Annotated in this window: 12 protein-coding genes; 7 read left to right on the top strand and 5 right to left on the bottom strand. The window is 40.0% G+C overall.

Features of this window, described 5'->3' with window-relative positions; translation table 11 throughout:
- The first annotated feature begins 66 nt into the window (after positions 1–66).
- Entirely contained in the window at positions 67–573 is a 507-nt protein-coding gene (locus tag FTU36_RS04140; RefSeq protein WP_078193013.1) for a YqiA/YcfP family alpha/beta fold hydrolase, read from the top strand.
- A 93-nt stretch (positions 574–666) separates the two neighbouring features.
- Here FTU36_RS04140 and FTU36_RS04135 read toward each other — a convergent pair whose 3' ends face one another.
- On the bottom strand, positions 667–1,212 hold the full coding sequence (locus tag FTU36_RS04135; protein WP_078189930.1) for an adenine phosphoribosyltransferase: 546 nt from the start codon (positions 1,210–1,212) through the stop codon (positions 667–669).
- A gap of 527 nt (positions 1,213–1,739) precedes the next feature.
- Between FTU36_RS04135 and rubA the strand changes: the two genes are divergently transcribed.
- The 5 genes from rubA (at position 1,740) to FTU36_RS04110 (ending at position 6,441) form a co-directional block, all read left to right on the top strand.
- Positions 1,740–1,904 carry a rubredoxin RubA gene (rubA, locus tag FTU36_RS04130; protein ID WP_005179369.1) on the top strand — a complete coding sequence of 55 codons (165 nt, stop codon included), beginning with the start codon at positions 1,740–1,742 and terminating at the stop codon, positions 1,902–1,904.
- A gap of 77 nt (positions 1,905–1,981) precedes the next feature.
- Entirely contained in the window at positions 1,982–3,160 is a 1,179-nt protein-coding gene (locus FTU36_RS04125) for an NAD(P)/FAD-dependent oxidoreductase (RefSeq protein ID WP_180116854.1), read from the top strand.
- 58 nt (positions 3,161–3,218) lie between these two features.
- Positions 3,219–4,157 (top strand): alpha/beta fold hydrolase, encoded by a 939-nt coding sequence (locus FTU36_RS04120; RefSeq protein ID WP_218948613.1) that lies wholly within the window; start codon positions 3,219–3,221, stop codon positions 4,155–4,157.
- A gap of 11 nt (positions 4,158–4,168) precedes the next feature.
- The gene (oxyR, locus tag FTU36_RS04115; RefSeq protein ID WP_180116853.1) at positions 4,169–5,074 is read left to right on the top strand and encodes a LysR family transcriptional regulator OxyR; all 906 of its coding nucleotides are present in this window, start codon (positions 4,169–4,171) and stop codon (positions 5,072–5,074) included.
- Positions 5,075–5,829: 755 nt separating this feature from the next.
- Positions 5,830–6,441, top strand: a complete 612-nt coding sequence (locus FTU36_RS04110; protein ID WP_180116852.1) for a response regulator transcription factor — start codon at positions 5,830–5,832, stop codon at positions 6,439–6,441.
- An 87-nt stretch (positions 6,442–6,528) separates the two neighbouring features.
- Here FTU36_RS04110 and ppk1 read toward each other — a convergent pair whose 3' ends face one another.
- A complete protein-coding gene (gene ppk1 / locus FTU36_RS04105) occupies positions 6,529–8,610 on the bottom strand; it encodes a polyphosphate kinase 1 (RefSeq protein ID WP_078189935.1) in 2,082 nt (693 codons plus the stop codon).
- Between the two features lie 146 nt (positions 8,611–8,756).
- The gene (gene mtgA, locus FTU36_RS04100) at positions 8,757–9,434 is read right to left on the bottom strand and encodes a monofunctional biosynthetic peptidoglycan transglycosylase (RefSeq protein WP_078193019.1); all 678 of its coding nucleotides are present in this window, start codon (positions 9,432–9,434) and stop codon (positions 8,757–8,759) included.
- A gap of 78 nt (positions 9,435–9,512) precedes the next feature.
- On the opposite strand from mtgA, the gene FTU36_RS04095 reads away from it, so the two are divergent.
- On the top strand, positions 9,513–10,337 hold the full coding sequence (locus FTU36_RS04095) for a rhomboid family intramembrane serine protease (protein ID WP_180063445.1): 825 nt from the start codon (positions 9,513–9,515) through the stop codon (positions 10,335–10,337).
- A 128-nt stretch (positions 10,338–10,465) separates the two neighbouring features.
- On the opposite strand, the gene FTU36_RS04090 is transcribed toward FTU36_RS04095, so the two are convergent.
- Positions 10,466–12,967, bottom strand: a complete 2,502-nt coding sequence (locus FTU36_RS04090) for an ABC transporter permease (protein ID WP_180116851.1) — start codon at positions 12,965–12,967, stop codon at positions 10,466–10,468.
- Entirely contained in the window at positions 12,964–13,695 is a 732-nt protein-coding gene (locus FTU36_RS04085; protein ID WP_180005271.1) for an ABC transporter ATP-binding protein, read from the bottom strand. Before FTU36_RS04085 ends, FTU36_RS04090 begins: the two co-directional genes overlap by 4 nt.
- Positions 13,696–13,698: the final 3 nt, after the last annotated feature.

Genomic DNA, 13,698 nt, shown 5'->3' with positions numbered 1-13,698 from the left:
AAAATTGTTGAAAAATAAAATATTCAACACATCCAAAAATGTTTGAAAACAGTGTGTAGAAAAACAATGACTTCCTGCTTATCGAAAATTCTGTTTTTACATGGATTGGATTCTTCCCGTGAATCTACGAAGTTCCATGCCATCAATGCAAAACAAAAATTCTGCATTGAAGTGGACTATCGCAACTTAAATTTTCAAACTGTTGCGGATTTTTACCACGAGAGTATTGAAACCATTAAGCCCGATATCATCGTCGGGCATAGTCTCGGGGCATATTGGGCATTAAAAATGTCGCTGTTTCATCGCATTCCGTGTGTAATTGCCAACCCGAGCCTGCATCCAGACTTTCGCGACGACTACCCTGCAATCAATGAAATGGATTTGGATCACGATATTCCACAAATTGCCTATATCGAACGTGGTGATGAAATCTTAGATATGTATGAAGCAGAGCAACAACTCGAAGATTATATGCAAGTTCAAGTCATGGATGGCGGACACCATCGTCTACAATGCCCTGAAAATATTAATGATTTAATCCAGCATCTCGAATTAAACTACTTAAAAAAATAAATCATAATATTCATCATAAGCAGCAACGTCTTTTTTATCAGACATAAAAAAGCCTTGTCATAGACAAGGCTTTTTACATTTTAAAGCTGACGCTTAGGCAGCATCTGCTTCAGGACGTGTTTTATCATCTAAAACAGACCAGATATTTAAACCTAAATCTTTATGCAAGTCAGGCAAATCTAAGAAAATGCTTGCGCCTAAAACTTGGTGTTTACATTTTTCAGCCAATTGTTTCACTGCACGAAGCGTACCGCCCGTCGCCAATACGTCATCTACAATAATCACTTTTTGTGATTCGATTTCAGCTGACATTTCAAGACGATCTAAACCGTATTCAAGGCTATAACCCACACCGACAACTGGTGGTGGTAATTTGCCTGCTTTACGTACCAAGACCAAACCTTTACCCGTACGCTGGGCAAGTAAGCTTGCCAAAACAAAACCACGCGCTTCAACTGCAATAAAGCTATCTACTTCTGCCAATTGCTCAGCTGGAATACTTGCAATTAGGGCATCAGTTAACGATTCGATGTTATTCATAAATAACGGCGTAAGGTCAAAGAAACAAATTCCTGGTTTTGGAAAATCTTGGACAGTACGAATGTTAGACCACAATGCCGCAGCAGTAGAATTACTCATAATAGGAGAAAATAAATTAAGGAAGGAATGTGTGAATTTTAACGCGATTTGAGAGAAAAGAACAGCTAACCCCCTACCAAAATGCATATTTAAGATACAGTGAATTTACATAAGTTATTGATTATTAATGTTGTATTTATTTAAAAAATATCAAATATATATTTTCCTAATCATAAAATAAAAGATTTTAGAGTTTTTTTCTGCAAGACTTTAGTCTATGAATATAGAAAAAGCGGTATTTAGAACCCAATTCACGGAAATGAATTCCAATATAGCTTTCAATAGGCATAAATATTGTCAGACAATTTTTCCCAGATCTGGGGTTTTGATGATATTTATTGTCCCTCACTGCCATTCTGCTTTTAATTTCACTCATTAAACTCTTAGCCACTTTACTTTATCGTTAGAACTGCGTAAAAATTTAACATAACAGTCTACTGTATAAGGCGATTTAACCTTAAGGAATAAACTTATACAGTTATGAAGTATTTACTGACTTAATTTTGTGTCAGTTTTTGGAGAATGGAATGAAAAAGTATCAGTGCATCGTTTGTGGATGGATTTATGACGAAGCAGAAGGCTGGCCACAAGACGGTATCGTGGCAGGAACTAAATGGGAAGATATCCCAGATGATTGGACTTGCCCAGATTGTGGCGTCTCAAAAGTAGATTTTGAAATGGTTGAAATCTAATAAATAGAATCTAAGACCATCATCGTTATGGTCTTTTTTTTGTCTTTAAAAAATATGAAATGTGTTTGGAGTTGAGTATGCACCCTATTGTCATTATTGGTTCTGGTATGGCGGGATATGCCGTTGCGCGTGAATTTCGTAAGTTAAATCCTGAACTAGAACTTATTATGATCTGTGCAGATGATGCCATTAACTACGCTAAACCGACATTATCCAATGCGCTCGTTGGTAATAAAACTCCTGAGCAAATCCCTCTAGGGGATGCCGAAAAAATGTCGGCTCAACTCAATATGCAAATCATCAATAAGAGTTGGGTTAAATCCATTGATGCAGCAAAACATGAGCTTACTATTGAAAGCCAAAATGGAACTCAAACACAACTATATTCAAAACTCGTTTTAGCAGTCGGCGCAAATCCAATTCGCTTAGCTATTTCGGGTGATGGCAGCGAAGACATTCATGTCGTCAACAATTTAGATCACTACAAAGCATTCCGTAAACAACTTGCAGCACGTGAAGATAAGCGTGTGGTGATTTTAGGTGCAGGCTTGATTGGCTGTGAATTTGCCAATGACCTTCAAAACACTGGGGCGAAAGTATCGGTGATCGATTTAGCTCCGCAACCTTTAGGTCGTCTACTGCCATCTCATGTGGCCGCTAAATTCCAAAGTAATTTAGAGGAAACGGGCATTCAATTCGTTCTAGGCACGACTGTTGAAAAAGTCTCACGTATTGAAAATGGTGACTATCAAGTGAGCCTTGCCAATGGTCAAAGCTTAGTGGCAGATGTTGTGTTGTCTGCGATTGGCTTACAACCTGAAATTAACTTGGCAAAACAAGCCGGCATTCACACCAGTCGCGGTGTATTAACCAATAAAGGCTTAGAAACCAACTTGGCAGATATCTATGCTGTCGGTGACTGTGCTGAAGTTAATGGTACCCTTCTGCCATACGTGATGCCGATCATGCAACAAGCACGTGCTTTGGCAAAAACCCTCAATGGTGAACATACCGCTGTGCATTATCCAGCCATGCCTGTAGCTGTTAAAACACCTGCTGCACCTTTAACTGTCCTTCCTGCGCCAATTGATGTAGAAACCCAATGGGAAACAGAAGAGCTTGAAGATGGCATGATTGCCCGTGCGATCGATCAAGATGGCGTATTACGTGGATTTGTACTGCTCGGTGCAACTGCTGGGAAGCAACGCTTAACTTTGACTAAGCAGGTTCCGGACTTGATTCCCGCTTCAGTTTAAGGTTTAAATACAAGGACGTCCTGATAATAATAGACGTCCTTTTTAAAGGAAAATAACAATGAATAGTGCCCTTCAGTTTAATATTTCACCTTATGCCTCTTTTATGCATGAAACTCGCGTAGAGTTAGGCAATGGCATTGAACTTCATGTCGAGGTGGGTGGTCATCCTGAAGATCCTGCAATCTTACTGATTATGGGACTCGGCGCACAAATGTTGTATTGGCCCGATTTCTTTTGTAAGTCCCTAATAGACCAAGGTTACCGAGTTATTCGCTTTGATAATCGCGATATTGGTCTGTCGAGTAAAATTCGTAACCCAGGCCCACGTCTTAACACCTTTAAACTGATGGGACGTTTTGCCTTAGGTCTAGAGAATCAAGGTGCGCCTTATGATCTATACGATATGGCAGACGATGTTGCACTGTTAATTGATCGTATGGGACTTGATAAAGTCCATATTTTAGGCGCTTCGATGGGCGGCATGATTGCTCAAATCGTGGCGGCACGCTATCCAGATAAAGTGCACAACTTAAGCTTACTTTTTACCAGTAACATCCACCCCTTACTTCCACCGCCATTTCCAAAGCAATTATTTAGTCTAATTGAAAAACCTGAATCTAACGATGAAGATGGCATTATTAACCATAGCCTGAAAGTTTTTAATATTATAGGCTCTCCAGGCTATATTAATCAGCTTGAAGCGATACAAACTGCACGTAAACTCTATAAACGGAGTTATTACCCAGCGGGTGTACTTCAACAGTTTTTAGCAATATTATGTACAGGTTCCCTGCTGCAGTTGGATAAACAAATTCAGCATAAAACCATTGTGGTTCATGGAGCTCGTGACCGTTTGCTGCCGCCAAGCCATGGTAAGGCCGTTGCAAAGGCTATTTCAGGTGCTAAATTTGAATTAATTGATGGAATGGGGCATGATATCCCACCGCATTTTATTCCATATCTTAGCGGTTTGTTTGCTGATCACTTTAAATCATAAATTAGGACACTATGGCTGCATTACCATCCTTAAGACAGCTGTCATATCTAGTAACACTGTCAGAAACGCTACACTTTACTGAAGCTGCGCGTCGTTCTTTTGTCACCCAGTCTACTTTGTCTGGCGGGATCATGGAACTTGAGCGTTTACTAGGTGGCGTATTGGTAGAACGCGACCGTCAAAACGTGCGTTTAACTCCTCTTGGCGAACAAGTTGTCGGACGAGCCCGAGTTCTATTGGCAGATGCGCAAGACCTAATGCGTTTAAGTCGTGAAATGAGCGAACCTCTAACGGGTGATTTACATCTAGGGGTCATTCCTACTATTGCGCCATTCTTACTTGCGCCATTATTAGAAGAAGTGCATAAGCAATTACCAAAAATTCAATTGCACTTACATGAAGCACAAAGTGAAAAAATTGTTGAGAAACTCGAGCATGGTAATCTAGATATTGTATTACTTGCCCTTCCTTTCGATACACGTAGCTTGAAAGTTGCAGAAGTAAACAAAGAAAAATTGTTCTTGGTGTACAACAAAACTGACCAAAATGCAGCTCAAGCAAAATCTTTAGACGACTTAGATTTATCTCGTTTAATGTTGCTTGAAGAAGGCCATTGCTTACGTGATCATGCTTTGAGTGCTTGCCCGATTGGTGAACGTAAAAATGACCACCGTTTAAAAGCAAGCTCATTGCCAACTTTGGTTGAAATGGTTTACGCAGATTTAGGCTTTACCTTATTGCCTGAAATTGCAGTTCATACCAATATGATCAAAGCCAATGAAGATTTGGCTGTGAAAGAAATAGAAGCTAGTCCTACACGCACATTAGCATTGGTAACGCGTAAAAGTACGCCGCTTCAAAGTGAATTTGATGTATTGCTTCAAATCTTGCAGAAAATCACCAGTAATCTGCACTAATTCAATCCATGAATATTAAAGAGAGCCCTGTGCTCTCTTTTTTATTTTGCAGAAATTAATAATCCAGAAATAATAATATTGAGATGAATTTAAAATTGAAAATAAAAATATAGTATCTAGAAAAAAGAAAAGGCTAACCCAAATAGGTAGCCTGATAAGGTAATATATGACTTGATGTATATCTCAATTCATCGCCTCGATAATATCTTCACACTAGCCAGATAAGTAAGAAGATTAATACATCTTAGTAAAATATAACTTTCGTTAAAATCACTAGTTTCAGGTATTTTAGATAAAGTACGTCTGATTCATTTTCAAAGGGCTTTTTTCATAATTATGTTTTGTGCTATAAAATAACCATACATGAGAAATAAATCACATTATTTTAAATAGTCACTAATATTCATGTTTAAAATAACTAAGCAATAGGTGAATATTAACTCACATCAGAAACAGTTCAATTTATTAGTTGTCAAAATACTGCTTTCACATTTCATTTATTATTTTCAATTCGAATCGAAATCTGATGATTATTTAATCAATATTCTAAAAATAAAAACGAAAAAACTATAAATCTTTGCATTCAACATAATGAAAAACACAAAAAACCATACATTAATTAAATTATATTATATCACAATAACTTAATTATACTTTGATGTATAAATCACTACTTCTAGGTATATTTTTCTAATTCACTTCCATGCACATTATGGAAATGCAATTTGATTAAAAATAATAAATGAGCGAAATGTATGATGAGTGAATTTTTATTACCAGTACCCGTTTTGATCATTGATCATCAATCAATGACTTCAAAAACAGTGCTGTTTAACATCTTAGGAGACCTCGGTTATCCTGAAGACCTCATTACATTTTCAGAAAATTTAGCAGATGCAGAACAACAAATTTTCAATCAATTGCCAAATTTAATCTTTTTAGTGGTCACGCAACAGTCTGATATCTCATTCATACATAAAATTAAGAAAATCTATCCTTCGAGCAATCTCATTATTTTAGTCAATGAACAGTCTGCCGATTTAACTTTACATGCGATTCAGTTAGGTGCAACTGCCTATATGTTGATTCAACAACCAATTGAAGACACTTATAACCAGCTGAAAACCATTTTAAGAGGTGGTGCTGCCCTGCACCCAACTTTTGCTAAATTTTTATTGAGTGAAACTTTTAGTCCGCAAAATGCAGCGCCGAAACAACTCAGTCTAAATCCAGCTGAATATCAAATTTTGGATATGGTCAGCCATAGTGCGACTCAAGAGCAGATGGTCCGTGAGTTAAAACTTTCAACGTATCAAATTGATGGTTTTGTCAAAAATATCTATAGAAAAATTTGTAGCTACAGCTAAATTTAGCTGAGATAAAGTATTCAAAAATAAATCTATACTTAAAAAATACCAAAGGGAGCATCTGCTCCCTTTATTTATAACCCACATCTATTTAAATGCATCTAAAAGCACATGCTGTGAATTATGTGCCTCCTCTCCCTCTTGAACATGGGTACGAATCCAACGACCATCACTTTGGAGCAACCAAGCTTGCTGATTATCTTTTAGATAATTCACTAAACCTAATTGATAAATACGCTTTTTCAAGGCTGGATCTTCAATTGGGAAACAGGCTTCAACACGGTTAAATAAATTACGATCCATCCAGTCTGCACTTGAACAGTAAATCCGTGCATCGCCATTATTACTGAAATAATAAACTCGGGTATGTTCTAAGAAACGGCCAACAATAGAACGTACGCGAATATTTTCAGACAGCCCCGGTAATCCCGGACGCAAACAACAAATAGAACGAATAATTAAATCAATCTGTACACCCGCTTGTGACGCTTCATACAGTTTATTGATCAACTGAACTTCAGTTAATGCATTGACCTTGACAATGATTTGCGCAGGTTTACCTGCTTTAGCATTAGCAATTTCATTATCAATATAATTGATCAGTTGAGCATGTAAGGTAAATGGCGCATGCAGCAATTTTTTCAACTTCGCCATTTTGCCCATACCGGTCAGCTCTTGGAAAATGCGATGTACATCCTCGCAGAGTTCTTTATCGGTGGTTAATAGGCCATAATCGGTATAGATACGCGCATTGCCCGCGTGATAGTTCCCCGTACCTAAATGCACATAACGCACCAATTTATTATTTTCACGGCGTACCACCAAAATCATTTTGGCATGGGTCTTATAGCCCACGATGCCATACACCACCACTGCGCCCGCTTCTTGTAATACATTGGCTACAGCAATATTTGATTCTTCATCAAATCGTGCTCGAAGCTCAATTACTGCGGTAACCTCTTTACCATTACGTGCTGCTTCCGCTAAGACTTGCACAATTTCAGAGTCTGCACCACTTCGATAAAGCGTTTGTTTAATGGCCAAAACTTGTGGATCACGTGCAGCTTCGCGCAGTAGGTTGATTACAGGTGCGAATGATTCAAAGGGATGGTGTAGCAAAATATCTTGCTTTTGCATCGCACTAAAAATGTTTTCAGATTTTTTGAGTACTTTCGGAATAACTGGAATATGCGCATCATAACGTAGATGTGGACGTTTAAAGTTTGACAGTAAACGTGCAAGGTTAACTGGCCCATCTACTTTATAAAGTTGCTCTTCTTCTAAATCGAACTCATCAAGCAAATATTCATAAATATGCTGCGGACAATTTTCTGTCACTTCCAAACGAACGGCGCGACCAAAACGACGAGAATTCAACTCACCTTTCAGAGCTTTAGCTAAATCTTCAACATCTTCATTTAAAGCTAAATCGGCATTACGCGTCACGCGGAATTGGTAGCAACCCGTCGCCGTCATGCCGGGGAACAAATCAGAGACATGTTCATGAATAATTGCCGATAGCATCACATGATGCTCTTTGCCACCGGTTAATTCATCAGGAAGCCGAACGACACGTGGCAGCGAACGCGGTGCAGGTACAACGGCTAAGTCAATCTGACGACCAAACGCATCCTTCCCTTCTAGAGTCACAATAAAGTTCAGCGACTTATTCACCAAGCGAGGGAATGGATGTGCAGGATCTAAACTAATTGGGGTTAAAACTGGTGCAACTTGTTCTTGGAAATACTTTTTTACCCAAGCCGATTGTGCAGGGGTTAACTCACCACGGCGTAAGAAGCAAATATCTTCCTCACGCAGTTTAGGTAAAATTTCTTGATTTAAAATACGATACTGGCGCTCAATTGCCGCATGTGCTGTCGCAGAAATTTCATCTAATACTTGTTTTGGTGTTAAGCCATCTGGACTGCGGCTTTCATTACCTAAGTCTAGCTGTTCCATCATTCCCGCAACACGAATTTCAAAAAATTCGTCTAAGTTGCGCGAAAAGATTAGCAAGAAATTCATGCGTTCAAGTAAGGGGTGTATCGGATCAACCGCTTGTTCGAGCACACGCAGATGAAAGTCGAGAATCGATAACTCTCGATTGATATAACGATCATTATAAGTATATTCAGTTGGTACTTGCGCGACTTCAGCTGCGGTATTCATTTCAAACCCATATTAAAAAATGTGTGCTGTACTCAGTTTAGTATGCTTCAAATTTGTGACAATTTCATAAAAAAAGCCCATTAATATGAGCTTTTTGTTGTAATTCAAATCGCTGCCATGCCATTTGACAAGTGTTTAGATCATTCTTAATCTGGGATATGGCTATAACGCATATATTTTTGGATCATACGTTTACGATAATTCAGCTTACGATCCTGTCGATTTTCATCATAATATTTTGGATTGGGTAAAATAGCCGCAATAAACGCTGCTTGTTCTCGGCTCAAACTCCGTGAACTTTTACCAAAATAGTGCTGTGTTGCAGCTTCGACGCCATAGATGTTATCCCCAAACTCAACCGAGTTGAGATATACCTCTAAAATACGTTGCTTCGTCCACATGCGTTCCATCATCCATGTTGCAACAGCTTCCTGCCCTTTTCGAATAAATGACCGCTTATTATATAAAAATAAGTTTTTTGCCAATTGCTGAGAAATGGTCGATCCACCTGCAACCACTTTGCCCTTATCTTTATTGCGTTCTAAAGCATTTTGCATGCCTTCCCAATCAAAACCTTTATGTTGTAAAAACTTGCCATCTTCCGCGGCAACAACAGCATGTTTGACATAATCACTGATTTGGTCGTAATCACGCCATTCGTGTTTAATCGGTTTGGATGGCTCAGACCAATAATCTAAACGCATCATCATCGTGGATTCCACAGGATGCGTACGCCACCACACTAGACTACCAAAGATCCAAAGCTGCACCAAAAGCACAAGACTGACAAGAATTAACAATGTACGAACAATAAAGGCTTTCATGTCAGTGTGTTACTCCAGAAATTCTGTTTTTTCATGTTAAGCTTATTTTTAAATATTTTGACACAGTACAAGAATAGCATGTCTGAACTCAGCCCTCCTGCTGTATCAACCCGTAAGCTGCAAATCCAACTGTGGTGGATCACGGCACTCTTAATTACCATCAATGTTGGACTCTTTGGCTGGCAAGTGTTGCATGGAATGAACGTTAGCCAACCCGACACACTGGATGCTTTGCGTTGGGGTGCTGATTATGCACCTTTAACCTTTTTAGAGGAACCCATCCGCTTATTCAGCAGTATGTTTTTTCATTTTGGCCTGATTCACCTGATGTTGAATATGTGGGCTTTGTATATTTTTGGCAGTGTTGCCGAGCAAATGTTAGGTCGTTTCTACTTCCTCGGCCTGTATGTTTTAGCCGGACTGATGGGAAGTTTATTGAGTGGTTATTTAACCATTCAAGACAGTTATGCATTATTGGCCGAAGGTGCAGCCAATCAGCAACTTTTTCCGAGTATTGGTGCAGGCGCATCGGGTGCAGTGATGGGTCTCGGTGCAGCGCTGACGATTATTTCGCTGCTCCCCATGTTACCTAAACAGCAATTTTATCTGGATAAAAAAACCTTATTGATGGTGATGGGGATTAACCTCGCGATGGGCTTTATGATTAGTGGGATTAACAATGCCGCGCATATTGGCGGCATGTTGATGGGCGCTGCATTGGCTTTCATTTGGTATGTGGGACAAAAATTACATCAATCCCTAATCATTCAAATGATCGGTCTAATCGCCGCAGCTGTCGGATGCTACCTGTTTTATCTGCATTGCCAACAATTAATCCAACCGATTTTACCGCTTTGGGAACACTTTATCCTGCTGATGAAGCAATCTTTCGCAGCACGTTAAACAGTGGAATGAACCCTGTGGCTATAACACAGACATGTTGAAAACACGTCAAATCTTGTCTAAATCCAAACTACGCACTAGGTTCTTGCTCCACTTTTAATTAGCTCAACCGTTAACCTTCTCCACGCTTAACTATTTAGTTCACGCAAACTTTCTAAGGGTGGAATATCGCAAAGATAACTTAAGCGATAACGTCCGATCAATGTACAGACTAAGGTCATTACCAGTGGGAGGATCAACCAAATTTCTGCATGTAGCTGGATGACCAATTCCATTTTATAACTGACAATCGCGCTGATCACTTCAGCAAAAATACATGCCACAACACCCGAAATTAGCCCCATCAAACCGACTTCCAAACTGAGCATCGACTTTAACTTTTGCTTGGAACTGCCGAAGGAACGCAGTAATGCCACTTCTTTTTTGCGTTCATCCATAAATAAATTCAAGCATGCGATTAAGACCAAAATGCCTGAAATACTCACCAATAGCGCCAAGATAGTAATAATCTGAACCAATACGCTGACGATGCGTTTGATCTCATCCAAAATTAGACTAACATCAATAAACACGGTATTCGAAAACTGCTGAATCAGATCAATTAACTGACTTTTATCTTGCGGTGGAACATAGAAACTCCCCAAATAGCTGCCTGCATTTTCATCCATGGTTTTGGGAGAAAAAATAAAGAAGAAGTTTGGACTAAAGCTTTCCCACTCCACACTGCGAAGGTTGATCACCTTGGCTTGTAAAATCCCTTCAGGAAGACTAAAACTCAGTCGATCTCCAATTTTAATGCCGAGTTCTTGTGCGGTTTTCACTTCTACCGATACTTCGTTAACCTGTTGAAACTGCTGACTACCCGCGATGATTTGATTATCTTTTGGAAAAGTTGCAGCCTGTGTGAGATTCAATTCACGGCGTAATGAATTATTGCTTTTAATTAAGACATCCGAAAAAGGAAGATCATTTTTGGCAACTAAACGCCCACGAATATTCGGGTACATCGGCGTCCCTTGCCAACCATGCTGCTTGAGTTGTTGATTAAAATCCTGCAACTCAAATGGCGGTAATCCATAGACAAATTGATTAGGTGTCCCTTGTGGCAATTGTTGTTGCCAACGTTCCAGCAAATCTGTACGCAATACCGCTAAAACCGTGATCAGACTTAGCCCCAATGCTAATGCGGTAATTTGAAATGCCGTTTGATACGGTGTGCGTATATACGCTGAGATTTTCGTCCCCCAACATTTCAAGGCCTTTAAACTGAGCCAGACCATCATATATAGGCCAACACACAGGAAGATGATGGCGCAAATCAGCCATAAGGTGAGCTGTAAATTTTCAGTTAAAACCACACAAAACACCACCAAGCTAAGTGTGCCGAAACTGAGCATCCAAAGCATGGAACGTACAGAACGCTCTTGTTGTCGTATCACCCGTGCTGGCGGCGTCCCTAATAATTGCCAAAGACTCGGAAGAACAAACCCTAATAGCACAATCGCACTGGTAAATATTGCGATTGGAAGCGGGCCAAGTAGCATAGACAGGGCTGAAAACTCTAATTGTAAATTTGGAATCAGCTGTAGCATCAGTTGCAATAAGCCAAACCCAAATCCCAGACCAATCAAACTTCCAAACAGGATTGAAAGCCCGAGTACAACCAACAGTAAAGCCAAATAAGCACTTAATATTTGCTGTTTGGTCGATCCAATACAGCGCATCAGCGCAATGGCATCCTGATTTTGTTGGACATAACGCTGGCTGGTTAATGCGATGGCGATGCCACAAAGTAGAATGGTTAAAATATTCGCCAGTTGTAAAAACGTTTCTAGGTTGGCAATCGGCTTCATCAAGCGGGTATTGCCTTCACTGGCATTTCTCAATTTCAAACTGCTTTGAGCCGCATCCTGAACCTGCGCTTGATCTGAATTGGCAGCACCACTTTCTGTTTGATCGCCAAATTTCTGCTTATACAGTTTTTCAAAGCGCTGGGTATTTTGTGCATCTCCTGCCATTAACAGGCGATATTCAATCCGACTCCCGACTTGGATAGCATTGGTTCTCGCCACCTCAGATTGCGCAATCATAACCGTCGGTGAAAAACCACTGAAGCCAAGCTCTTGATTGGTATCATGAATGATTTTGGCACTGACTTGAAAAGCAGCATCGGCAATATTGATCTGATCTCCAACCTTTACACCCAATAAATCCATGGCACGCGGACTTAACCAGACCTCACCTGCTTGTATGGACCGGTTTAGTTTCGGCTCTGTTTCAAGTTCACCTCGTAATGGAAATGCAGCATCAACGGCTTTGACATTGACCATGACAAATTGCTGATCGGTGTGCGCCATGCTGCTAAATAGCGTGACATTCGAATGTTTTAATTGCTGTGCTTTGGCTTGTTGTTGCCACTCTTGTGGAATTGGTTCATTGGCTGTCAGCGCCAAATCTGCTGCCAACATTTCAGCAGCTTGTAGCGCTACAGCATTTTGAATTTGTACATTACTAAACTTTAAAGCCGTGGTGGCACTGATCGCCAAGGTTAGTGCGATCAATAATAAATACACACCCGTAGTTTTAAAACTCAGCTGTAAGAGTGGTCGAAACAATGCCAAAAGATTCATGCAGCATCTCCTGTCCGATGCTCAATCAATTGACCATTGACCAATTCAAAATGGCGCTGACATTGACGGGCCAAATCGGCATCATGCGTCACCAATACCAAAGTGGTTCCCATTTCACGATTTAACTGAAATAACAGTTGTTCAATTTCCTGTGCCGTTGCACTGTCTAAATTACCTGTCGGTTCATCTGCAAAGATCAGATCGGGTTCACTCACCAAAGCACGGGCAATCGCAACCCGTTGCTGCTCACCACCCGATAAAACTTTAGGGGCTTGATGCGCTTGGCGTTCTAGTCCGACCTTTGCTAATAATTTTAATGCTTTTTCTTCGGCAGCTTTGACCTGAAAATTTGCTTTTAGCCGTAGCGGCAGCATGACATTTTCCAGTGCCGTTAAATGTGGCAACAACTGGAAAGACTGAAAGACAAATCCAATATGAGCCAAACGGACTTGAGCACGCTGTTCTTCATTTAATAGATGAATGTCTTGACCACAGACCCGTAATTGTCCCGAACTGGCCTGATCTAAGGTCGCCAAAATACCCAACAAGGTGGATTTACCTGAACCAGAACGACCAGTAATCGCAACTTGTTCCCCTGCAAAGATTTCAAGATCGAGTTGTTCGAAGATCGATAACTGTTTTTGTGGAAGTTGTATCTTTTGTGTCAATTGCTGTGCAGAAATAATCGCCTGTGGCATGATGTCAACATCTGTCGTGAGTTGGGTCATATC

It is taken from the genome of Acinetobacter sp. YH12096, assembly GCF_013419215.1.
Taxonomy (GTDB): Bacteria; Pseudomonadota; Gammaproteobacteria; order Pseudomonadales; family Moraxellaceae; genus Acinetobacter; species Acinetobacter amyesii.
Note: the sequence above shows the minus strand (reverse complement) of the source record. Positions and strands in the feature narration are given on the sequence as shown.